At 69.3% G+C, this 18,933-nt stretch carries 23 protein-coding genes; 14 read left to right on the top strand and 9 right to left on the bottom strand.

Going from position 1 to position 18,933, the window contains the following annotated elements:
* Window positions 1-12: 12 nt before the first annotated feature.
* The 3 genes from AC07YH_RS00850 to AC07YH_RS00860 all read right to left on the bottom strand — a co-directional run bounded on the left by AC07YH_RS00850 (window position 13) and on the right by AC07YH_RS00860 (window position 1,818).
* The gene (locus tag AC07YH_RS00850; protein ID WP_494745120.1) at window positions 13-600 is read right to left on the bottom strand and encodes an SRPBCC family protein; all 588 of its coding nucleotides are present in this window, start codon (window positions 598-600) and stop codon (window positions 13-15) included.
* 188 nt (window positions 601-788) lie between these two features.
* A complete protein-coding gene (locus AC07YH_RS00855) occupies window positions 789-1,190 on the bottom strand; it encodes a DUF3597 domain-containing protein (RefSeq protein WP_494745121.1) in 402 nt (133 codons plus the stop codon).
* 22 nt (window positions 1,191-1,212) lie between these two features.
* Window positions 1,213-1,818: a DUF4142 domain-containing protein gene (locus tag AC07YH_RS00860; protein ID WP_494745122.1), complete on the bottom strand. Its 606-nt coding sequence runs from the start codon at window positions 1,816-1,818 to the stop codon at window positions 1,213-1,215.
* 266 nt (window positions 1,819-2,084) lie between these two features.
* Between AC07YH_RS00860 and AC07YH_RS00865 the strand changes: the two genes are divergently transcribed.
* Genes AC07YH_RS00865 through AC07YH_RS00875 form a run of 3 tightly spaced genes read left to right on the top strand, consistent with a single transcriptional unit; the run spans window position 2,085 to window position 5,922 of the window.
* A complete protein-coding gene (locus tag AC07YH_RS00865) occupies window positions 2,085-2,609 on the top strand; it encodes a 2Fe-2S iron-sulfur cluster-binding protein (RefSeq protein WP_494745123.1) in 525 nt (174 codons plus the stop codon).
* Complete coding sequence (locus tag AC07YH_RS00870; RefSeq protein ID WP_494745124.1) at window positions 2,606-3,592, top strand: FAD binding domain-containing protein; 987 nt, start codon at window positions 2,606-2,608, stop codon at window positions 3,590-3,592. Before AC07YH_RS00865 ends, AC07YH_RS00870 begins: the two co-directional genes overlap by 4 nt.
* On the top strand, window positions 3,589-5,922 hold the full coding sequence (locus tag AC07YH_RS00875) for a xanthine dehydrogenase family protein molybdopterin-binding subunit (protein ID WP_494745125.1): 2,334 nt from the start codon (window positions 3,589-3,591) through the stop codon (window positions 5,920-5,922). The genes AC07YH_RS00870 and AC07YH_RS00875 overlap by 4 nt, the downstream gene beginning before the upstream one ends.
* Before the next feature lie 60 nt (window positions 5,923-5,982).
* On the opposite strand, the gene AC07YH_RS00880 is transcribed toward AC07YH_RS00875, so the two are convergent.
* Window positions 5,983-6,480 (bottom strand): hypothetical protein, encoded by a 498-nt coding sequence (locus AC07YH_RS00880; protein ID WP_494745126.1) that lies wholly within the window; start codon window positions 6,478-6,480, stop codon window positions 5,983-5,985.
* Window positions 6,481-6,817: 337 nt separating this feature from the next.
* On the opposite strand from AC07YH_RS00880, the gene AC07YH_RS00885 reads away from it, so the two are divergent.
* A complete protein-coding gene (locus tag AC07YH_RS00885; protein ID WP_494745127.1) occupies window positions 6,818-7,147 on the top strand; it encodes a hypothetical protein in 330 nt (109 codons plus the stop codon).
* Between the two features lie 230 nt (window positions 7,148-7,377).
* Here AC07YH_RS00885 and AC07YH_RS00890 read toward each other — a convergent pair whose 3' ends face one another.
* Window positions 7,378-7,590, bottom strand: coding sequence for a hypothetical protein (locus AC07YH_RS00890; RefSeq protein WP_494745128.1), 213 nt, complete (start codon window positions 7,588-7,590; stop codon window positions 7,378-7,380).
* 306 nt (window positions 7,591-7,896) lie between these two features.
* Between AC07YH_RS00890 and AC07YH_RS00895 the strand changes: the two genes are divergently transcribed.
* Complete coding sequence (locus AC07YH_RS00895; RefSeq protein ID WP_494745129.1) at window positions 7,897-8,259, top strand: CZB domain-containing protein; 363 nt, start codon at window positions 7,897-7,899, stop codon at window positions 8,257-8,259.
* Window positions 8,260-8,266: 7 nt separating this feature from the next.
* Here AC07YH_RS00895 and AC07YH_RS00900 read toward each other — a convergent pair whose 3' ends face one another.
* The 3 genes from AC07YH_RS00900 to AC07YH_RS00910 all read right to left on the bottom strand — a co-directional run bounded on the left by AC07YH_RS00900 (window position 8,267) and on the right by AC07YH_RS00910 (window position 9,361).
* Complete coding sequence (locus tag AC07YH_RS00900) at window positions 8,267-8,518, bottom strand: hypothetical protein (RefSeq protein ID WP_494745130.1); 252 nt, start codon at window positions 8,516-8,518, stop codon at window positions 8,267-8,269.
* Between the two features lie 72 nt (window positions 8,519-8,590).
* Window positions 8,591-8,866, bottom strand: a complete 276-nt coding sequence (locus AC07YH_RS00905) for a hypothetical protein (protein ID WP_494745131.1) — start codon at window positions 8,864-8,866, stop codon at window positions 8,591-8,593.
* A 12-nt stretch (window positions 8,867-8,878) separates the two neighbouring features.
* Entirely contained in the window at window positions 8,879-9,361 is a 483-nt protein-coding gene (locus AC07YH_RS00910; protein WP_494745132.1) for an Hsp20 family protein, read from the bottom strand.
* 396 nt (window positions 9,362-9,757) lie between these two features.
* Here AC07YH_RS00910 and AC07YH_RS00915 point away from each other — a divergent pair, with 396 nt between their 5' ends.
* Both AC07YH_RS00915 and AC07YH_RS00920 read left to right on the top strand, forming a co-directional pair.
* Complete coding sequence (locus tag AC07YH_RS00915; protein ID WP_494745133.1) at window positions 9,758-11,719, top strand: conjugal transfer protein TraG; 1,962 nt, start codon at window positions 9,758-9,760, stop codon at window positions 11,717-11,719.
* Window positions 11,720-11,722: 3 nt separating this feature from the next.
* Complete coding sequence (locus AC07YH_RS00920) at window positions 11,723-12,148, top strand: CopG family transcriptional regulator (protein WP_494745134.1); 426 nt, start codon at window positions 11,723-11,725, stop codon at window positions 12,146-12,148.
* A 2-nt stretch (window positions 12,149-12,150) separates the two neighbouring features.
* Here the strand turns inward: AC07YH_RS00920 and AC07YH_RS00925 are convergent, their stop codons facing one another.
* The gene (locus tag AC07YH_RS00925; protein WP_494745135.1) at window positions 12,151-12,405 is read right to left on the bottom strand and encodes a hypothetical protein; all 255 of its coding nucleotides are present in this window, start codon (window positions 12,403-12,405) and stop codon (window positions 12,151-12,153) included.
* Between the two features lie 247 nt (window positions 12,406-12,652).
* On the opposite strand from AC07YH_RS00925, the gene trbB reads away from it, so the two are divergent.
* Genes trbB through trbL form a run of 7 tightly spaced genes read left to right on the top strand, consistent with a single transcriptional unit; the run spans window position 12,653 to window position 18,933 of the window.
* Entirely contained in the window at window positions 12,653-13,570 is a 918-nt protein-coding gene (gene trbB, locus AC07YH_RS00930; protein WP_494745334.1) for a P-type conjugative transfer ATPase TrbB, read from the top strand.
* Between the two features lie 50 nt (window positions 13,571-13,620).
* Window positions 13,621-13,971 carry a TrbC/VirB2 family type IV secretion system protein gene (locus AC07YH_RS00935; protein ID WP_494745335.1) on the top strand — a complete coding sequence of 117 codons (351 nt, stop codon included), beginning with the start codon at window positions 13,621-13,623 and terminating at the stop codon, window positions 13,969-13,971.
* Window positions 13,968-14,237 (top strand): VirB3 family type IV secretion system protein, encoded by a 270-nt coding sequence (locus AC07YH_RS00940; protein ID WP_494745136.1) that lies wholly within the window; start codon window positions 13,968-13,970, stop codon window positions 14,235-14,237. Before AC07YH_RS00935 ends, AC07YH_RS00940 begins: the two co-directional genes overlap by 4 nt.
* 5 nt (window positions 14,238-14,242) lie before the next feature.
* Entirely contained in the window at window positions 14,243-16,663 is a 2,421-nt protein-coding gene (gene trbE, locus AC07YH_RS00945) for a conjugal transfer protein TrbE (protein WP_494745137.1), read from the top strand.
* 1 nt (window position 16,664) lies between these two features.
* Entirely contained in the window at window positions 16,665-17,414 is a 750-nt protein-coding gene (gene trbJ, locus AC07YH_RS00950; RefSeq protein WP_494745138.1) for a P-type conjugative transfer protein TrbJ, read from the top strand.
* Window positions 17,411-17,668 carry a putative entry exclusion protein TrbK-alt gene (gene trbK-alt, locus AC07YH_RS00955; protein ID WP_494745139.1) on the top strand — a complete coding sequence of 86 codons (258 nt, stop codon included), beginning with the start codon at window positions 17,411-17,413 and terminating at the stop codon, window positions 17,666-17,668. Before trbJ ends, trbK-alt begins: the two co-directional genes overlap by 4 nt.
* Entirely contained in the window at window positions 17,668-18,933 is a 1,266-nt protein-coding gene (gene trbL, locus AC07YH_RS00960) for a P-type conjugative transfer protein TrbL (RefSeq protein WP_494745140.1), read from the top strand. The genes trbK-alt and trbL overlap by 1 nt, the downstream gene beginning before the upstream one ends.

Genomic DNA, 18,933 nt, shown 5'->3' on the forward strand with positions numbered 1-18,933 from the left:
AAAGGGGTTGGGTCAGCCTTGCGGCGCGGCGTCTTGGGATTTGGCGGTGGAGATCTCACCGGTCTCCATCAGTTGCTTGAAGCGACGGAGCTCGCGGCGGGCCTGTATCTTCGGCTCCTTCTGGAAGAGCTTGGCGATCAGCTTGCCAAGATCACCACCCGGCGGCTCGTAGACGATGGTGGCGGTGACCTCGGTCCCGCGCCCAGGCGGGGCGTCCTTGAACTCGATGCGCCCGGCGTTCTTGATATCGGCGCCCTCCACCGACTCCCAGGCTAGCAGCTCGTTCTCGACCTCCTCGGTCAAGAGGCTGTCCCACTCGACGGTCTTGCCGGCCGGGGCCTTGACCGCCCAGTGCGAGCGCTTGTCGTCACCCGGGGTGACGCTCTCGACGTTCTCCATGAACAGGGCGAGGTTCCGGAAGTCGCGCCAGAAGGCATAAAGCTCCGCACGCGGACGATTGATCGTCACGGTTCGCCCCACCAGGGCGGCCTCGTGCCAGCCACGCTCCTCGGCGACTTCATGGGCGACATCGCGTTGGTGGACGGCGGCGGTGAGCGGCGCATCGCTTTGCAGCGCGCGGGCGACGGTCTCGTCGGACATGGATGATCTCCTCTGCCCGCTTTCAACCGCTTAAGTTCTCTAGCGTTCCAACGGCATAGCCATGGACTTGCCGCGCCGGCGGACCGGCTAGCCGGAGATGATGTCCCAGCCCATGGCTCACCATCACGCGCAGTTCGCCTGGATGAACGTCGGCCGGCGCCAGGCCCCCCCCCCCCCCCACGCGCGGATCACCGGTAGAAGCTGTCGGGCACTTGCCCGCCGTTTTCGGCCAATTTCTTCATCACCGCCTTTTGCAGGGCGATGTTTTGTTCTGCGCTGCCGGCCTCACCGGCATGAACGCCCAGCTCCTGGGCCAAGTCCTTGCGAGCCTCGAGGCTGGAATCCAGCTTCAATAGCTTCAGGAGATCGACGATCGAGGTGCGCCAGTTGCCCCCACCCCCATCGATCTCGGCCATTGACGAAAGCACGGCCTCGACATCGACCGGCGCGGTCGATGGCGGTTGGGTTGGCGCGGACGCCGGCGTCGCCCCCGCCGGGCTCGACGCGGCCGGCGCGGCCGGCGCGGCCGGCGCGGGTTTTGCCTGGTCGTGATGGAAGATCTTGTCGACGATCTTTGAGAAAAGGCCCATCGGGCGCTCCTTATCTAAGGGTTTACTGAGCGCCAGACGCCAGGCCTTGGACGTGCGCGAGGTGGGCCTTGATCTTCGGCAGCGCCTTGATCGCGCCGGCCTTCAGCCCCGCGTCGTCCCCGTGGTCGGCATAACCCTGCATCAGGGTCAGGGCCTCGTTGTGGGCCGCGTCCTGCTGGGCGATATAGACCTTGTCGAAATCAGCCGGTGCGGCGGCGTTGAGGTTGTCGATCAGGCCCTTGCGGCGCTCGTCCAGGCCTGTCGGGGCGGTCTTGCCCGCGGCGATGACGAGCGGTTTCATCGCGTTGGACAGTGCGGTGTGGTCGGTGACCATCTGCTTGCCGAACGCCTTGACGGCGGCGGTCTGACCCTTGGTCTGGGCGATCTGGCCGGCCTGGATCTCATACATGTCGCTGATCGCGGCATTGGCGACGAAGGCGTCGGTGGAGACCGGCCCGGTCACGGCGGCGGCGGTCCCCACCGCCGTGGCGGTGGCGTCCTGCGCGGCGTTCACGGTCGGGTTGGTCGTGCCCGGATCGGCCGGCGTGGGCGCGGCGTCCTTCTTCTGACAAGCGGCGAGCGATAGGGCCGCCAAGGCGGCGGCGGCGAGCAGGGAATGTCGAGCCATGGTGGACCTCCTCGAATTGGGAACGCCGTTTGAACGACACGCCTGCGGCAACGTTCCAAAGCGCTGTCGCAGGGGCCGGCCGCCGAACTGGTGGCGGCTCATCCTTGGGAGCCTTCCGCGAAAGGTTGGCGTGCTGGAGGGCCGCGGCGGCGCCTACAAGGCGGACCGGGGTCGACGGCGCTGTCGCGAGCGGCACCGAACACGACCTTTGGCGTTTTGCATAAGCCGAACCGCGTCGCGCGCGACGGCGCTGCTGCGAGGTTCCCATGAGCTTGACCGTCAACGGCGTGGCCGCCGCCTTGCCCGACGATCCGCGTGTTTCGCTTCTGGACCATCTGCGCGAGACCCTGGGTCTGCCCGGAACCAAGAAGGGCTGCAACCAGGGCGCCTGCGGAGCCTGTACGGTGCTCGTCGATGGAGAGCGGGTCCTATCCTGCCTCACGCTGGCGGTGCAGTGCGAAGGTCGCACCGTCACCACCATCGAGGGGGTCGGGGCGCCAGGCAAACTGCATCCGCTGCAGCAGGCGTTCTTGGACCACGATGGCTTTCAGTGCGGCTACTGCACGCCCGGCCAGATCTGTTCGGCGATCGCCATGGCCGAGGAAATCCGGCGCGCCGTTCCCAGCCACGTCACCGGCGACCTCGTCGCGCAAACCATCGCCTTCGATCGCGACGAACTTCGCGAGCGGATGAGCGGCAACCTCTGCCGTTGCGGCGCCTACAACGGCATAGTCGAGGCGATCCTCGAGACCTATGCCGGCAAGACAGATCAACTGGAGGCGGCCGAATGATCCCGTTCGTCTATGAGCGGGCGCAGGACGCGGCCGACGCCGTCCGCCGCGCCGTTGCGCTTCAGGGCAAATATCTTGGCGGCGGCACCAACCTCGTGGATCTGATGCGCGAGACGATCGAACGCCCTACGGCTCTGGTCGACGTGACCGGCCTGTCGCGCGAGATCGCCCAGAGCCCGGACGGCGGCCTCGTGATCGGCGCGGCGACCCGCAACACGGCGCTGGCCGAGCATCCATTGGTGCGCGAGCGCTATCCGATGCTGACCCGGGCCATCGTCGCCGGCGCCAGCCCACAGATTCGCAACATGGCCACGGTCGGCGGCAACCTGCTGCAGCGCACCCGCTGCGTCTATTTCTACGACGACGAGGGCGCGCGCTGTAACAAGCGGCGGCCCGGGGAAGGCTGCGACGCGCTCGGCGGCTTTGCCCGCATGCATGCGATCTTGGGTGCCTCGGACGCCTGCATCGCCGTGCACCCGTCGGATATGTGCGTGGCCTTGGCGGCGCTGGACGCCGTCGTCCACGTGGACGGCCCCCAAGGGGCGCGTCACCTGCAACTGACCGATTTCCACCGGCTGCCGGGCGAGCGGCCAGACCTGGAGACCGAGCTGGCGGAGGGCGAGCTGATCACCGCCGTCGAGCTGCCCCCCTTACCGGTCGCCCGGCGTTCGGCCTATCGCAAGGTCCGGGACCGAGCCAGTTACGCGTTCGCCTTGATTTCGGTCGCCGCCGCCCTTGAGGTGGAGGGCGGCCGGGTCAAGGATGTACGACTGGCGCTCGGGGGTGTCGCCCACAAGCCGTGGCGCGCCTGGAAGGCCGAAGCGGCCCTGCGGGGCGGCCCGGCCGACGCCGGCGCCTTCGCCGCCGCGATCGACGCCGAATTGGCCGACGCCCGGCCCCAGGTCGACAACGCCTTCAAAGTCGAGCTGGCCCGCCGAACGACCGTGGCCGTCCTGACCGATCTGTTGGGAGACGCCGTATGAGCCTGCCCGAAGCCGCCAAGCAACTGATCCAGGGCGCGGTGCAAGGCCTGATGGGCAAGGCCGTGGCCCTGGCCCCCGACAGCTGGATTCCCGGTGGCAAGCCCGATCCGCTGATCCGTCACCAGCACGGCCACATCGGCAAGCCGGTGACCCGGGTCGATGGCCCGCTGAAGGTGGCCGGCAAGGCCCCCTTCGCCGCCGAGTTCCCGATCCAGGCCATGGCCTACGCCGCCGTCGCCCACAGCACCATCGCGCGCGGCAAGATCCTCACGCTTGACGTCGCCGGCGCCGAGGCCGCCCCCGGCGTCATTGCGGTGATGACCTATCGCAACGCGCCACGGCTCAAGGCCCCGCCCGTCTTCCTGTCCGATCCCAAGGCCGCCAGCGGCGACAATCTGCCGGTCATGCAGGACGAGGAGATCCACTGGAACGGCCAGCCCATCGCGGTGATCGTCGCCGAGACCCAGGAGCAGGCCGACCACGCCAAATCCCTGGTGCGCGCGACCTACGAGGTCGCGCCGGCCGTGACGGACATCGAGGTGGCCAAGGCCAAGGGGACGAAGCAGGGCGTCTTCATGGGTCAGCCCCTGCACAACGCCATCGGCGATGCCGAGGAGGCCCTGGCGGCGGCGCCCGTCACCGTCGACGCCCACTACACCAGCCCTGGCCACAATCACAATGCCATCGAGCTGCACGCGGTCACCGCGTACTGGCAGGACGGCGCGCTGCGGCTGCATGACGCGACCCAGGCCGTGGCCCACACCGCCTGGACGATGGCCCAGATGTTCGGCGTCGATGAGAAGCAGATCGTCGTGACCTCGCCCTTCGTCGGCGGCGGCTTCGGCGGCAAGACCCTGTGGCAGCATCAGGTGCTGGCCGCCGGCGCCGCTCGGCTCACGGAACGTCCGGTGCGTTTGGTCCTCTCGCGAGAGAGCGTCTATCGGATGGTCGGCGGACGCGCGCCCACCCAGCAGCGCGTGGCGCTGGGCGCGGACCGTGACGGCACGCTCAAGGCCCTGATCCACAGCGGCGTAACGCCCAAGACCGCCACCAACGTCATGCCCGAACCGTTCATCCTGCCGGCTCGCAGCGCCTATGCCGCCGAAACCATGCTGCTCGACGTGCAGGTCGTCGAGCTCGACATGCTGGCCAATACGTTCATGCGGGCGCCGGGCGAGTCTGTCGGCACGTTCGGCCTGGAGAGCGCTCTTGATGAGCTGGCCCACGCCCTGGCCATGGACCCGATCGAACTTCGCCTTCGCAACGAGCCGGACAAGGACCCGACCTTGGGCCTGCCCTTCTCCTCGCGCAACATCGACGAGGCTTGGCGCGCCGGCGCCGAACGGTTCGGCTGGTCGCATCGCAACCCGGTCCCGGGCGCCACGCGCGACGGCGAATGGTGGGTGGGCGTGGGCTGCGCCACGGCGACCTATCCCTACTACCGGATGCCGGGCGGCGCGGCGCGCCTGACCCTGACCCGCGAGGGCCACGCCATCGTCGATATCGCCGCCCACGAGATGGGCATGGGCACGGCCACGGCCCAGACGCAGGTCATCGCCGAGCGCCTTGGTCTGCCGCTTGAAGCGGTGACGTTCAACTATGGCGACTCCACCCTTCCGGGCCTGGTCCTGGCCGGCGGCTCGCAGCAAACCGCCTCGATCGGCGCGTCCGTGATCGCCGCCCACCGGGCCCTGGTCAAGGAACTGCTCAAGCTCGCCGGCAACGACTCCGTGCTGGCCGGTCTCGATCCGGACGAGGTCGGCGGGCAGGACGCCGGCCTGGCCGCGCTCGACGATCCCGATCGTCATGAAACCTACGCCTCCATCCTGGCCCGCGCGGGTCGTCAGATCATCACGGTCGAGGCCGAACCTCCTATGCCGCTGGAGACGCAGCACTGGTCGATGCACAGCCACGGGACGATGTTCTGCGAGGTGCGGGTCAACGCCGTCACCGGCGAGGTGCGGGTGAGCCGCTTCCTGGGCTCGTTCGATTGCGGCCGCATTCTCAACGCCAAGACCGCCGCCAGCCAGTTCCGCGGCGGCATCATCATGGGGCTTGGCCTGGCCCTGATGGAGGAGACGCAATTTGACCCGCGTAAGGGCCGTATCATGAACCCGAGCCTTGCCGAGTATCACGTGCCCGTCCAGATGGACGTGCCGCAGATCGACGTGATGTGGACCGACATTCCCGACCCGCACGCGCCCATGGGCGCCCATGGCGTTGGCGAGATCGGCATCACGGGCACGGGCGCGGCAGTGGCCAACGCCGTCTTCAACGCCACTGGCAAACGTGTCCGCGACCTGCCGATCACCTTGGACAAGCTGCTCTAGCCCGGCAGCTGCGGATCGTCCTCGCACCACCCCAACTGTGCGCCGCTGAACGCGGATCGGCTAGGCGACCGACCGTGTGGGTTGGACCAAGCGCACCAGGCAGGTGAGCCACAAGGTGATCGCCGCGGCGGCCCCGACAACGAAGGGGCGGTCGGCCGGCGGCGCGAACAGGCCGGCGACGGCGACCAAGACGAGCAGCACCGCGGACAGATAGTAGATCCGCATGGGCAACAGTCTTGCCAACGGCACGAAGTGAAGGCCCACGATCATCGCCACGGCCGGAAAGACCAGGTCAGACAAGCCCAGGCCGGGCAAGAGCCTGATCGCCACGGCGATCGCCGCGCCTTCGACCGCGCCGATCCAGGCCACGGTCCGGCCACGACGCTCCCGCTCGCCGGCGTCGAGTTCAGCCTTCGGCAAACCCCTGGCCGCGGCCAGGATGAAGACCGCCGAGATCGCCGGACCAATCGCCGCCAGTCCAAGTGGTTCGTGCCCAAGCGCGATGCCCGCCACCCACCACGCGGCCGCGAACCCAGCCATGAATACGATCGCCTGCATGCCAACTCCTAAAACCAAGCGGGGTGTCGTATCCCCGACCACCGGGTGATTGGCAACGGGTTCGACCGGGGCCAGGCCAAACCGTGTCGGGCCGCCAAAGCCTGATCTCTTGGCGGCCGCCCCGGCGGGCCCCGCGCTCAGGGCCGTGATCTCGCGCGAGGCAACCGGCGCCCGGTTCCGGGTCTTCGACGACGGCGACCTTGGCGGCGCAAGGGCAGTGCCCGGAGCGACATGAACGCCGCGCAACGACGAGGTCCGGGAACGTTCAGCCCGGGCGTGGCTTGATGGTGCTCGTCGAACGCCCCCCGGCGCCCACGAATTTGGAAGGAGTCCTCCCATGAAGCGCTTTTTGATTTCCGTCGTCGCCGTCGCCACCGTCGCGACCGTTCCGCTCGCCGCTCAAGCCGCCCCCTGGCAGTCGGTGAACCAGCGCCAGGCCAACATCGATCGCCGCATCGACCAAGGCATTCGCGCGGGCAAGATCACGCGTCCTGAAGCGGCTCGCCTGAAGGGCCAGTTCAAGGACTTGGCGCGGCTCGAGGCGCAGTATCGTCGCAGCGGGGGCAGCCTTTCCGCCCGGGAACGCGCGGACCTCGACAGTCGCTTCGACCGGCTGAGCCGCAGTGTCCAGTACGAAAAGAACGATGGTGACCACCGCCGCGGCTAAGCACGCCATCGACAGACGTAAGACGCCCCGGAGTTTCCTCCGGGGCGTTGTGCTGTCGCCTAAGGGCTTGGCCGTTCATCGTGCTGGGATCGACGCGCCTGGATGCGGCGGAGGGCGGATTCTGGGTTGCTCGCCATTGCGTCACGAGCCATCGCGGCCTCACGGTCGTCCTGCGCACACGAAAAAGGCCGGGCGGGGCGCCCGGCCTATCTCAAGTCCTCGGCGCCTGATCAGCGCTGAACAGGCTCGCCGCGACCGCCGTCGTCGGTCGGACGGGTGTCGTTCGGGTCGCGGGTGCGGCCGTCACCATCGGTGTCGATCCGCTCGCCGGTCTTCTGGCCTTGATTATCGCGCTGCTCGTTCTGCTGTTGCGGCGAGCGCTGCTGCGGGTTCTGTTCTTGCTGCTGCGGCTGGCGGTTTTGCTCGTTGGCTTGATCGGCCATGATGCGCTCCTGCGTGGGGTGGACCGAAGATCAACACGCCGCCGGCGAGCACGTTCCGACAGCGCCGCTTAGCTTTTTTGGCCACGATTAGGACAGCGCCCTCAAGCGTCTCCCGCTCTGCATGGCGCCCCCGACCGGCGCGGCGATTGCCTCCGTTGCGCAAGGTCTTTGACTTGACGTCGTCCTGATGGACAGACCGTCGCTTATCCCCGCCCGATCAAAACTGTGGAAAAGGCCGTGTGAAAACCGGCCGGAAACCATCCTGCGCGAGAACACCACCATTGGATTGAGCCGAGAGGTTTGGCCATGGATTTCCAGGAACAAGCACACCAACACACCCAGATCCGCGAAGCGCTCGTCGCGGCCATCACCGAGCGCCACCCGATCGATCCCAACGCCCTGCGCTCGGACAGACTCTGTCCGACCGGTTGCTGGCTGCATGGCGAGGGCGCCAGGCGCTGGGCCGGCAACCATGCCTTCCTGGGCTTGATCGAGACCCATCGGGCTTTCCACCAAGAGGCTGGCCGGGTCGCCGACCAGATCCATCGCGGGGAATGGCCCGACGCCCAGAGAGCGCTGCGCAACGGGTCGCCTTTCGCCCTGGCGCTCGCCGACCTGCTGGCGGCGCTGCGCCGGATGCGGACAGCGGCCTCCTCCCTCGCGGCCTAGTCCGCGGCTAGGCGCGCTGCGCCGGGATTGCCCCCGGTTCGCCCCCGTAGGGTGGAAACAGGAAGCGTCCGGCCCGCGCGCCATCGCGCAAGCGGATCTCCAGGACGACCGGCTCGCCAGCGTCGGCCAACCGGTGGGCAAGGTCGCGCGCGGCCTGCTCGGCACGGGCGCCGGTGGCGAAGTCGAGGGGACCGCCGTCGAAATCGCCGCGAACGACCCAACCGTCGCCCGACGGCTCGACAAAGACAGAACAGGGCATGATCGAAACGTAGGAATAGGACAGAGGGCAAGTTGGCGGCCGGCCATTCGCTGGCCGGCCGCCCGCCCCAACTCAAGGGCGCGCGTCGCGATCCAAGTGGCGATCCAGTCGGCTCAGCGCGGACAACACCTCGCTGAGCGGAACCGGCGCGGGCGTGCCCAGGAGCCATCTTTGGCTTGGTCGATGCTCCACGGCGCTGGCGTCCGAGGCCCAGGCCGCCAGGATCTCGCGCTTTTCGGCGGCGTCGAGATCCTGGTCCTTGAGAACCTCCAACGGATGGAGGAAGCCGACCGCGGGCCGCACGGGCGAGGGACGCGCCCGGTCATCCAGATGGGAGTCCATGCGCATGGCGAGCCTCCTTTAGGCCGCCTTGCGGGCCTTGGCAGGCTTCAGCTCCAAAGCCTGTTGGGCCGCGCCGACGCCAATGGGAATTTGCCTCGGCTTCAAGGCGTCCGGCACCTCGCGGGCCAGGTCGATCGAAAGCACGCCGTGGTCGTGGCGGGCGTCCTTGACGACTACGTAGTCGGCCAGCTCGAACCGGCGTTCGAAGGCGCGCTGTGCCAGCCCTTGATGCAGGAAAGACCGCGCGCATTCCCCGTCTCTCCCGGGCCGCTGGCCCTTGATGACCAGGAGGTTGGGCTCGGCGACGATCTCAAGGTCGCTCGGCGCAAAGCCCGCGAGCGCCAGAGAGATGCGATAGGCATCCTCGCCGGTCTTTTCGATATCGTACGGGGGATAGCTGGCGCTCGCCCCGCTGCGCAGGGCGGTCTCGACCAGGTCGACCGTGCGATCGACGCCGATCATCGAGCTGTAGAGCGGTGTGAAGTCAAACGCGGTGCTCATTTCCATCTCCTCGAAAGCAAGTTGGCAATGAGGGGCGCTTGGCCAAGCGCCGCGCGCCCCAGGCGCCGGGCCCTGTCGGCGCCCGGCAAGCACGCGATCAAGTAGGGCGCCGCGACAAGGCGTCAAGGCGTGCCCACGCGAAAACTCTGCTTCGACCTCATGCGAGGAGACGAGCGCCTGGCCGGGCGAGTTGGAAAAGCCGTGCGAAGGGCCCTCAGGGTTTTAGCGCGAGCCTGAACATGCCGCTGAGCTCCCCGACCAGACGCCGCCGACCTTAGGCCTCAGGTCGTCCACGTTAAAGGCGCGCTACGCCAACGCCTGTCTTTGCCCGCCAGAGCTCGACGGGGTTGAAGTCGCTCTGGCGCCGTCCCGTCCGTCCACGCTTCATCCTGCTCCATGCAGGGTTCGAAGGTCCTCTGGATGACGGCGATCCTCGTGGCGGGCGTCGCGCTCGGCGCGGTGTGGTGGGCCACGCAGTGGACCGCCGCGGCGCTCGGCTACCAGCCTGGCCTGGGTCCACCCTGGTTCACCCTCTCCGGACGCCCGATCTACCCGCCGCCCGCCTTCTTCTGGTGGTGGTTCGTCTACGACGCCTACGCCTCGAAGATCTTCCTGCGCGGCGCGCTGATCGCCGCCAGCGGCGGCATCCTCTGTGTCGCCCTGGCCATGGCGCTGTCGGTCTGGCGCGGCCGCGAACTCCATGGGGCGACGACGTTCGGCACGGCGCGTTGGGCCAGCGATCAGGAGGTTCGCGCAGCCGGTCTCCTCGACGACGACGGCGTCGTACTGGGGCGTTTCCGAAAGGACTATCTGCGCCACGCCGGCGCCGAGCACGTGCTGTTCTTCGCGCCCACGCGCTCGGGCAAGGGGGTGGGCGCGGTCATCCCGACCTTGCTGACCTGGCCCGGCTCGACGATCGTTCACGACATCAAGGGCGAGAACTGGACCCTGACTGCAGGCTTTCGGGCACGCCTTGGACCGGTGCTGCTGTTCGATCCGACCAATCCAGCGTCCTCGGCCTACAATCCTCTGCTGGAGGTGCGTTCCGGCGAGACCGAAGTCCGCGACGTTCAGAATATCGCCGACATCCTGGTCGATCCGGAAGGCAGTTTGGACAAGCGTAGCCATTGGGAGAAAACCTCCCACGCGCTGCTGGTCGGGGCCATCCTGCACGTCCTTTACGCCGAGCCTGACAAGACCCTGGCGGGCGTCGCGACCTTCCTATCCGATCCTCGTCGTTCCATCGAGCAGACCTTGTCGGTGATGATGCACACCGCGCACTTGGGCGAGGCGGGCACGCACCCCGTCGTCGCCAGCACGGCGCGGGAGTTGTTGAACAAGAGCGACAACGAGCGCTCGGGCGTGCTGTCCACGGCCATGACGTTCCTGGGCCTCTACCGCGATCCGGTGGTGGCCGCTGTCACTGCCCGGTGCGACTGGCGCATCGCCGACCTCGTGGCCGGCCCTTGCAGCCTCTATCTCGTGGTGCCGCCGTCCGACGTCAGCCGCACGCGGCCATTGATCCGCCTGATCCTCAACCAGATCGTCCGACGTCTGACGGAAAGCCTGGAGGGCGTGGCCGAGCGGCAGAACCTCCTGCTGATGCTGGACGAGTTGCCGGTGCTTGGCCGCCTCGATTTTCTCGAGAGCACCTTGGCCTTCATGGCCGGGTACGGCGTGCGGGCTTTCCTGATCACCCAGTCCCTGAACCAGATCGAGCGCGCCTACGGGCCCAATAACGCCATCCTCGACAACTGCCACGTCCGGGTCTGTTTCGCGGCCAACGACGAGCGGACCGCCAAGCGGATCTCCGAGGCGCTGGGCACGGCGACTGAAGAGCGGGCGATGCGAAACTACGCCGGGCACCGTCTGTCCCCGTGGCTTGGCCACCTGATGGTGTCCAAGGCCGAGTCCGCCCGTGCGTTGCTCACGCCTGGGGAGATCATGCAACTGCCGGCCGATCAGGAGATCGTCATGCTGGCCGGCGTGGCGCCCATCCGTGCGCGCAAGGCACGATACTTCAAGGACCCGCGTCTTGCGGGGCGCATCATGAGCCCGCCGGAGCCCGGTCGCTTCGCGGCGGCGGCCGCCAATGGCTGGTCCAGCCGGGCGACGCCCGGCGCCGCGCCGCCGCCCACGGTTCTGGCCGGCACCGGCTCGGACGGCGAGGGCCCCGATCCACGCGCTCTGACCCTCTCGCTCGATCCACGCGAGCCGCCGCCGGATCTCGACGAGTTCGCCTTCGACGACGGACCGACCGACGACCTGGCCGCGCTGGAGGCTCGCCGACTGGACCGGCGACTGGCGCGAACCGCCCGGCAGGCGGCGATGGATCCCGATGACGGCGTGGAGCTCTAGGACATGCGGCTCAAGCACACCTTCCGACTGCCGCCAAACCTGGGCGCGCGTCTGGCTGAATACGCCCTGCGGCGGCGGATTTCCCAGGCCCTGGTCGTGGAGGCCGCGCTTGAAAGCTTCCTGTCGCCGGACGGCGCCGAGCAACTCGAGGCCGCGCTGAGCCGGCGCCTGGACCGGTTGTCCCGCCAGGCCGATCGGATCGAGCAGCTCGTCGGGATCGTCCTGGAGGCGCTGGGCCTGTTCGTACGCTTCTGGCTGGCCAACACCCTGGCCTTGCCGGAAGCCGCGCTGCCGGCCCAGCAGGCCAAGGGTCGGGAGCGCTACGAGAACTTCCTGGCGGCGCTGGGCCGGCGGCTGGCCAAGGGGGCCAGCTTGCCGCGCGACATCGAGGCGGGCGCCAGTGATCCGGCCGCCGGGGAAGACGCCTAAGCTCAGGCCTCGTCGCCGTCGAAGGCGCCGAACGCCTTGAGGCGGGCCTGCTGCTCCAGCGCCGAGCGGTTGATCGCGCCTTCTAGCAGGGCGCAGGCCTGGTCCATCGCCCGCCCGTCGTCGCGGTAGTTCACGACGAGGGCCGCCGCCAGCATCTCGACCAGGGCGTCGACCACGACGCCGATCTTGGCCGGATCGCGGTTGGCCAGGGCCAGGTGGGACAGCACCAGGCTGCGAAGGTTGTCGGTGAAATCCATGCGTCACTCCGGAACCCAGGATTGTACGCGACATCGACGAGGGCAAGACGGAAGCGGCGATCTTCCGGCGATTTTCGCCAGCGCCTGTCTTTGCACGCCAGGACACGACAACCGCTAACCTCTTGTTGCGCCGAATGATTTTCGGTCCTGTCTAGGGAGCCTCCCGCCCGGCCTGCCGGGCTTTCCGAGGCTCCCGACCGTGTCGGTTCTTCCTTCAGCCAACGACGCCCTCGTCCGCGCCAGCCGCATGCTGCGCAGCGCGTTGGGGGCCGACGTCCGGACCTGGCTCGCCCAGGACGATGTCGTCGAGGTCATGCTGAACCCGGACGGCCGGCTGTGGGTCGACCGGCTCGGCGAAGGCTTGGCCGACACTGGCGTCACGCTCGGCGCGGCCGAAGGCGAGCGCATCATTCGCCTGGTCGCCCATCACGTGGCCAGCGAGGCCCACGCCCGCAGCCCCCGCGTCTCGGCCGAACTGCCCGACAGCGGCGAGCGGTTCGAGGGCTTGCTGCCGCCGATCGTGGCGTCCCCGACCTTCGCGATCCGCAAGCCGGCGATCCGGGCGGTGACCCTGGCCGACTACGTGGCGCAGGGGGTGATGAGCCGCGACCAGGCCGACGCCCTGGCGGCCGCCGTCGCCTGGCGCCGCAACATCCTGGTCGCCGGGGCCACGGCCAGCGGTAAGACAACGCTGGCCAACGCCTTGCTGGCGGAGCTGTCCGATTCGAGCGAGCGCGTCGTCGTGCTCGAGGACACGGTCGAGCTGCGCTGCCCGGCCGCCAACACCGTCGCCCTGCGCAGCAAGGACGGCGTGGCCTCGCTGACCGAGCTCCTGCGCTCGACCCTGCGCCTGCGACCCGACCGCATCGTCGTCGGCGAGGTCCGCGGGCCCGAAGCCCTCGACCTGGTCAAGGCCTGGGGCACGGGCCATCCCGGAGGCGTCGCCACGGTCCACGCCGGCACGCCGCTGGGCGCGCTGAGGCGCCTTGAGCAGTTGATCGCCGAGGCCGCCGTGGCCGTGCCGCGCGAGCTTCTCGCCGAGACGATCGAAATCGTCGCCGTCCTCACCGGCCGCGGTCCCGCGCGCCGCCTGACCGACCTCGTCGCCGTCCAGGGCCTGTCCGACGGCGGCTACCGCTTCGCCCCCATCGGAGACGCCCCATGACGACCCCTCGCGCGGCGAAGGGCCGCATGCACACGCGCCTTGCCGACGGGATGCCGGAAGGCTTCGTCCGCGCCGCCATCGCCGCCGGCGCTGTCCTCTACGCGGTCCCTGCCTGGGCGGCCGGGTCTTCGATGCCGTGGGAAGCCCCCCTTCAGTCGATCCTGGAGTCGATCGAGGGCCCGGTCGCCAAGATCGTGGCGGTCATCGTCATCATCGTCACCGGCCTGTCGCTGGCCTTTGGCGAGACCTCCGGCGGCTTTCGCCGCCTGATCCAGATCGTCTTCGGCCTATCGATCGCCTTCGCCGCCTCCAGCTTCTTCCTGTCGTTCTTCTCGTTCGGCGGCGGCGCGCTCATCGCCCAAAACGCTGTGGCGATGGCCGCCACGGGCGCGCCGGCATGAACGGGCTCGAGCTTCCGCCGGGGTACTTCGCGCCGGTCCACCGGGCCCTGGTCGAGCCGATCCTGCTGGGCGGCGCGCCGCGCACCGTGGCGATCGCCAACGGGACGCTGGCCGCGGCCGTGGGTCTTGGCCTGCGGCTGTGGCTCGTGGGCCTGGCCCTCTGGCTGATCGGCCACGCCCTGGCGGTGTGGGCGGCGCGGCACGATCCCCAGTTCGTCGAGGTCGGGCGCCGTCACCTGCGCTACCCGCCCTATCTGCGGGCCTGACGGCGATGATGGCGCTTTCGTCCTACGTCGATCCAACCCCGCGCCTGGCCGACTTCCTGCCTTGGGCCGCCCTCGTGGCCAAGGGCGTGGTGCTCAACAAGGATGGCTGCCTTCAGCGCACCGCGCGGTTTCGCGGTCCCGACCTCGACAGCGCCACGCCCAGCGAGTTGGTCGCCGTCACCGCCCGACTCAACAACGCCCTGCGCCGGCTCGGATCGGGATGGGCCCTGTTCGTCGAGGCGCGGCGCGATCCGGCGCCGGGCTATCCGCCCGGCAGGTTTCCCGATGCGGTCAGCGGCCTGGTCGACCTGGAACGCCGCGAGCAGTTCGCCGAGGCCGGCGCGCACTTCGAGAGCCGCTACTACCTGACCTTCGTCTGGCGCCCGCCGGCCGAGGACGCCGCGCGGGTCAGCGGACTGATGATCGAGGGCCGCGCCGAGCGCGGCCTGGACGCCTGGGAACTGACCGAAAGCTTCGTCCAAAGGACTGACCGGGTCCTGCAGTTGGTCGAAGGGTTCATGCCGGAGGCGGCCTGGCTCGATGACGCCCAGACCCTGTCGTTCCTGCACGGCGCGATCACCACGACGCGCCAGGCCGTCCGTGTTCCCGAGACGCCCATGCACCTGGACGCGCTGCTGGCCACCGCGCCGCTGACTGGCGGGCTGGAGCCCCGGCTAGGCGACCAGCACCTGCGGGTCCTGACCGTCGTGGGGTTTCCAACAGCCACCTTCCCCGGCCTGCTCGACGACCTCAACCGCCTGGCCTTCGCTTACCGCTGGTCGACCCGGGCGCTGATGCTCGACAAGACCGACGCCGTGCGCTTGCTCTCGCGCATTCGCCGGCAGTGGTTCGCCAAGCGCAAGTCGGTCGCCGCCATCCTCAAGGAGGTGATGACCAACGAGGCCGCCACCCTGGTGGACTCGGACGCGGCCAACAAGGCCGCCGACGCCGATGCGGCCCTGCAGGACCTTGGCGCCGACGAGGTCGCCCAGGCCTTCGTCACGGCCAGTGTGGTCGTCTGGGACGAGGATCCGCGCGCGGCGACGGAAAAACTGCGACTGGTCGAGAAGACCATCCAGGGACGCGACTTCACGGTCGTGGCCGAGACCCTCAACGCCGTCGAGGCCTGGCTTGGGACCGTTCCCGGCCACGTCTACGCCAATGTGCGCCAGCCGCCGATCTCGACGCTGAACCTGGCGCACATGATGCCGCTGTCGGCGGTGTGGGCTGGTCCCGAACGCGACGACCACCTGGCCGCGCCCCCGCTCCTGCATGCGCGGACGGCCGGTTCGACGCCCTTTCGCCTGTCCTTGCATGTCGGCGATGTCGGCCACGCGCTGGTCGTCGGCCCGACCGGCGCGGGCAAGTCGGTGCTGCTGGCCATGATGGCGCTGTCGTTCCGGCGCTACGCAGGCGCCCAGATCTTCGCCTTCGACTATGGGGGCTCCATCCGTGCGGCGACCCTGGCGATGGGCGGGGTGTTCCACGACCTCGGCGGCGACGCCGCGCCGTCCCTTCAGCCCTTGGCGCGTATCGACGACCTGGCCGAGCGCAGCTGGGCGGCCGAGTGGCTTTCGGCCTTGCTGGCCCGGGAAGGCGCGGCGCCGACGCCCGAGGGCCGCGAGCGTCTGTGGTCGGCCTTGGGCGCCCTGGCCAGCGCCCCCGTCGACCAGCGGACCATCAGCGGCCTGATCGCGCTGCTCCAGGACAGCGCCCTGAAGCTGGCGCTGAGGCCTTACGCGATCGGGGGCGCTTCGGGCCGGTTGCTGGACGGCGAGCACGAGACCCTCAAGGCCGCCTCGCTGGAGACGTTCGAGACCGACGGCCTGATGGGCGCCGGGGCCGACGCATCCGGCGCGGGCGCGGTGCTGGCCTATCTCTTCCACCGTATCGAGCACCGCCTCGACGGCAGGCCGACCTTGGTCATCGTCGACGAGGGCTGGCTGGCCTTGGACGACCCTCAGTTCGCCGGCCAGTTGCGCGAGTGGCTCAAGACGCTGCGCAAGCGTAACGGCAGCGTCGTCTTCGCCACCCAGTCGCTGGCCGACATCCAGCAGAGCGCAATCGCCCCGGCCCTGATCGAGAGCTGCCCGACGCGGCTGTTCCTGCCGAACGCGCGCGCCCTCGAGCCTCAGATCGCCGGGATCTACCAGCGCTTCGGCCTCAACGACCGGCAGGTCGAGATCATCGCCAGGGCCACGCCCAAGCGCGACTATTACTGCCAGTCCCCCGTCGGCGACCGCCTGTTCGACCTTGGGCTGGGCGAAGTCGCGCTGGCTTTCGCGGCCGCGTCCTCCAAGGCCGACCAAGCCCAGATCGACGCCGTGCTGGCCGCCGCGCCGGAAGATTTCGCCGCCGCCTGGCTGCGGGCGCGCGGCCTGCCTTGGGCCGCCGACCTCCTCCCCACCATCGACTTGGAGACCTGACATGACCCCCCGCCCCACGCGGCGGCGGCTGCTCGCGGCCGCCTCCCTGCTCCTGGCCGCCCCGCTGCTTCCCAGCGCCGCCCACGCCCAGTTCACCGTCTTCGACCCGACGAACTATGCCCAGAACCTGCTGACCGCGGCCCACACCCTCGAGCAGATCAACCACCAGATCACCGCTCTACAGAACCAGGCGCAGTCCCTGGTCAACGAGGCGCGCAATCTCCAGGCCCTGCCGTTCTCGGCCCTGCAGACCCTGCAGGCGCAACTGGCCCAGACGCGCGCCCTGATCGACCAGGCCAAGGGCGTAGCGCTGCGGGTGAGCGACATCGATGCGGCCTTTCAGGGCGCCTATCGCACCGCCGACCTGACGATCACGAGCCAGGGCTTGGTCGCGGACGCCAAGACTCGCTGGACCAACAGCGTCGCGGCGTTCCAGGACGCCCTGAAGATCCAGGCCGGCGTGGTCGGAAACCTCGACGCCTCCCACGCCGAGCTTGGCCAGTTGGTCGGCGCCAGCCAGTCGGCGACCGGCGCGCTGCAGGCCGCCCAGGCCGGCAACCAGTTGCTGGCCCTGCAATCCCAGCAGTTGTCGGATCTCCTGGTGCTGCTCGCGGCCCAAGGCCGCGCCCAGACCTTGGAGTCCGCCCAGCGCGCGGCCGCCCAGGACCAGGCCCGCGAGCAGTTGCGCCGGTTCCTCACGCCAGGGGCAGGCTACCAGCCCGGCTCGGCCAAGATGTTCAACCAGCCATGAGCGGCCGGCTGGTTTTTCGGCTGGCGGCTGGCGGCTTTGCGCTGCTGGCGATCCTGGTGGCGATCGTGCAGGCCCAGCGCCCCGCGCCGGCAGCCGCGCCGCCTCGGCCGCCGGCGACGCTGGCCCGCCCGGTCGACGCGAAACTGGCCCGTTGCCAGGCGCTCGGCGCCGCCGGGGCCCAGGATCGCGACTGCCTCAAGGCCTGGAGCGACGCGCGCTCCCGGTTCCTGGGCGTCAGCAAGGCGGGCGGCTGATGGAAGGCCCCGGCGTCGTCGATCGCTTCCTGGGCGTCTTTACCACCTACATCGATTCAGGGTTCGGGCTGCTGCGCGGCGAGGTGGCGTTCATCGCCACCACCTTGATCGTCATCGACGTGACGTTGGCGGCGTTGTTCTGGAGCCTGGGCGAGGGCGAGGACGTGATCGCCCGGCTGATCCGCAAGACCCTGTTCATCGGGGCCTTCGCCTACCTGATCGGCAACTGGAACACCCTGGCGCGGATCATCTTCGAGAGCTTCGCGGGCTTGGGCCTGAAGGCGTCGGGCACTGGCTTCACGGTCGACGACCTGCTGCGTCCAGGCCGGGTCGGCCAGGCCGGCATCGATGCGGGCAGGCCCTTGCTGGAGAGCATCTCCGGCCTGATGGGCTACGTCGCCTTCTTCGAGAACTTCATCCAGATCGCCGTGCTGCTGATCGCTTGGCTGATCGTGGTCCTGAGCTTCTTCGTCCTGGCCGTGCAGCTCTTCGTGACGCTGATCGAGTTCAAGCTGACGACGCTCTGCGGCTTCGTGCTGATGCCGTGGGGCCTGTTCGGCAAGACCGCCTTCCTGGCCGAGCGGGTGCTCGGCAACGTCGTGGCCTCAGGCGTCAAGGTGATGGTGCTCGCCGTCGTGGTCGGCATCGGCTCGACCCTGTTTTCCCAGTTCACGGCTGGCTTCGCCGGCGCCGACCCGACCATCGAGGAAGCGCTGAGCGTGGTCCTCGCTTCGCTGTGCCTGCTGGGCCTGGGCCTCTTCGCGCCGGGCATCGCCAGCGGCCTCGTGTCGGGAGGTCCCCAGCTCTCGGCCGGTGCGGCCGTAGGCAGCGTCGCGGCCGCCGGCGGGGCCATGGCGGCGGGCGGCGCCCTGGCGGGACTCGCGGCCGGGGGCGCGGCGGGCTTGGCGGCCGGGGCCGCGCGAGGCGCCGCCAGCCTGGCCGGCGCCACCGTCGGCGCGGCCCAGGCCGGCGGGGCGATGGGCGTGGCCAAGGCGGCCGGCGGCGCGGCCGTGAGCCCCTTGCGCCAGATGGCCCAATCCCTGGGTCGGCGGTTCGAATCCGTACGTCAGCAACAAGTCTCGCCGAACGCGGCGCAACCCGCCGCCCAGTCTGGCGACCAAGCCCCGGCCAACGGCCAGCCGGCGTGGGCCAAGCGGATGCATCAGCGCCAGGCAATCGCCCACGGGGCGACCACCGCCGGCCACGCCGCCGCGTCCGGCCAATCGGGCGGCGGCGCCTCCGTCGACTTTTCCGAGGAGTCCTGA

It is taken from the genome of Caulobacter sp. GW456-12-1-14-TSB4 (assembly GCF_059424195.1).

What these genes read in the sequence shown, in the direction of transcription:
- trbE (WP_494745137.1), top strand. Translation starts at nt 14,243, where the DNA reads ATGATGGCGCTTTCGTCCTACGTCGATCCAACCCCGCGCCTGGCCGAC.
- AC07YH_RS00900 (WP_494745130.1), bottom strand. Translation starts at nt 8,518, where the DNA reads ATGCCCTGTTCTGTCTTTGTCGAGCCGTCGGGCGACGGTTGGGTCGTT.
- AC07YH_RS00850 (WP_494745120.1), bottom strand. Translation starts at nt 600, where the DNA reads ATGTCCGACGAGACCGTCGCCCGCGCGCTGCAAAGCGATGCGCCGCTC.
- AC07YH_RS00920 (WP_494745134.1), top strand. Translation starts at nt 11,723, where the DNA reads ATGCGGCTCAAGCACACCTTCCGACTGCCGCCAAACCTGGGCGCGCGT.
- AC07YH_RS00885 (WP_494745127.1), top strand. Translation starts at nt 6,818, where the DNA reads ATGAAGCGCTTTTTGATTTCCGTCGTCGCCGTCGCCACCGTCGCGACC.
- trbL (WP_494745140.1), top strand. Translation starts at nt 17,668, where the DNA reads ATGGAAGGCCCCGGCGTCGTCGATCGCTTCCTGGGCGTCTTTACCACC.
- AC07YH_RS00910 (WP_494745132.1), bottom strand. Translation starts at nt 9,361, where the DNA reads ATGAGCACCGCGTTTGACTTCACACCGCTCTACAGCTCGATGATCGGC.
- AC07YH_RS00860 (WP_494745122.1), bottom strand. Translation starts at nt 1,818, where the DNA reads ATGGCTCGACATTCCCTGCTCGCCGCCGCCGCCTTGGCGGCCCTATCG.
- trbB (WP_494745334.1), top strand. Translation starts at nt 12,653, where the DNA reads ATGCTGCGCAGCGCGTTGGGGGCCGACGTCCGGACCTGGCTCGCCCAG.
- AC07YH_RS00890 (WP_494745128.1), bottom strand. Translation starts at nt 7,590, where the DNA reads ATGGCCGATCAAGCCAACGAGCAAAACCGCCAGCCGCAGCAGCAAGAA.
- AC07YH_RS00870 (WP_494745124.1), top strand. Translation starts at nt 2,606, where the DNA reads ATGATCCCGTTCGTCTATGAGCGGGCGCAGGACGCGGCCGACGCCGTC.
- AC07YH_RS00935 (WP_494745335.1), top strand. Translation starts at nt 13,621, where the DNA reads ATGCCGGAAGGCTTCGTCCGCGCCGCCATCGCCGCCGGCGCTGTCCTC.
- AC07YH_RS00895 (WP_494745129.1), top strand. Translation starts at nt 7,897, where the DNA reads ATGGATTTCCAGGAACAAGCACACCAACACACCCAGATCCGCGAAGCG.
- AC07YH_RS00905 (WP_494745131.1), bottom strand. Translation starts at nt 8,866, where the DNA reads ATGCGCATGGACTCCCATCTGGATGACCGGGCGCGTCCCTCGCCCGTG.
- AC07YH_RS00855 (WP_494745121.1), bottom strand. Translation starts at nt 1,190, where the DNA reads ATGGGCCTTTTCTCAAAGATCGTCGACAAGATCTTCCATCACGACCAG.
- AC07YH_RS00915 (WP_494745133.1), top strand. Translation starts at nt 9,758, where the DNA reads ATGCAGGGTTCGAAGGTCCTCTGGATGACGGCGATCCTCGTGGCGGGC.
- trbK-alt (WP_494745139.1), top strand. Translation starts at nt 17,411, where the DNA reads ATGAGCGGCCGGCTGGTTTTTCGGCTGGCGGCTGGCGGCTTTGCGCTG.
- AC07YH_RS00925 (WP_494745135.1), bottom strand. Translation starts at nt 12,405, where the DNA reads ATGGATTTCACCGACAACCTTCGCAGCCTGGTGCTGTCCCACCTGGCC.
- AC07YH_RS00880 (WP_494745126.1), bottom strand. Translation starts at nt 6,480, where the DNA reads ATGCAGGCGATCGTATTCATGGCTGGGTTCGCGGCCGCGTGGTGGGTG.
- AC07YH_RS00875 (WP_494745125.1), top strand. Translation starts at nt 3,589, where the DNA reads ATGAGCCTGCCCGAAGCCGCCAAGCAACTGATCCAGGGCGCGGTGCAA.
- AC07YH_RS00865 (WP_494745123.1), top strand. Translation starts at nt 2,085, where the DNA reads ATGAGCTTGACCGTCAACGGCGTGGCCGCCGCCTTGCCCGACGATCCG.
- trbJ (WP_494745138.1), top strand. Translation starts at nt 16,665, where the DNA reads ATGACCCCCCGCCCCACGCGGCGGCGGCTGCTCGCGGCCGCCTCCCTG.
- AC07YH_RS00940 (WP_494745136.1), top strand. Translation starts at nt 13,968, where the DNA reads ATGAACGGGCTCGAGCTTCCGCCGGGGTACTTCGCGCCGGTCCACCGG.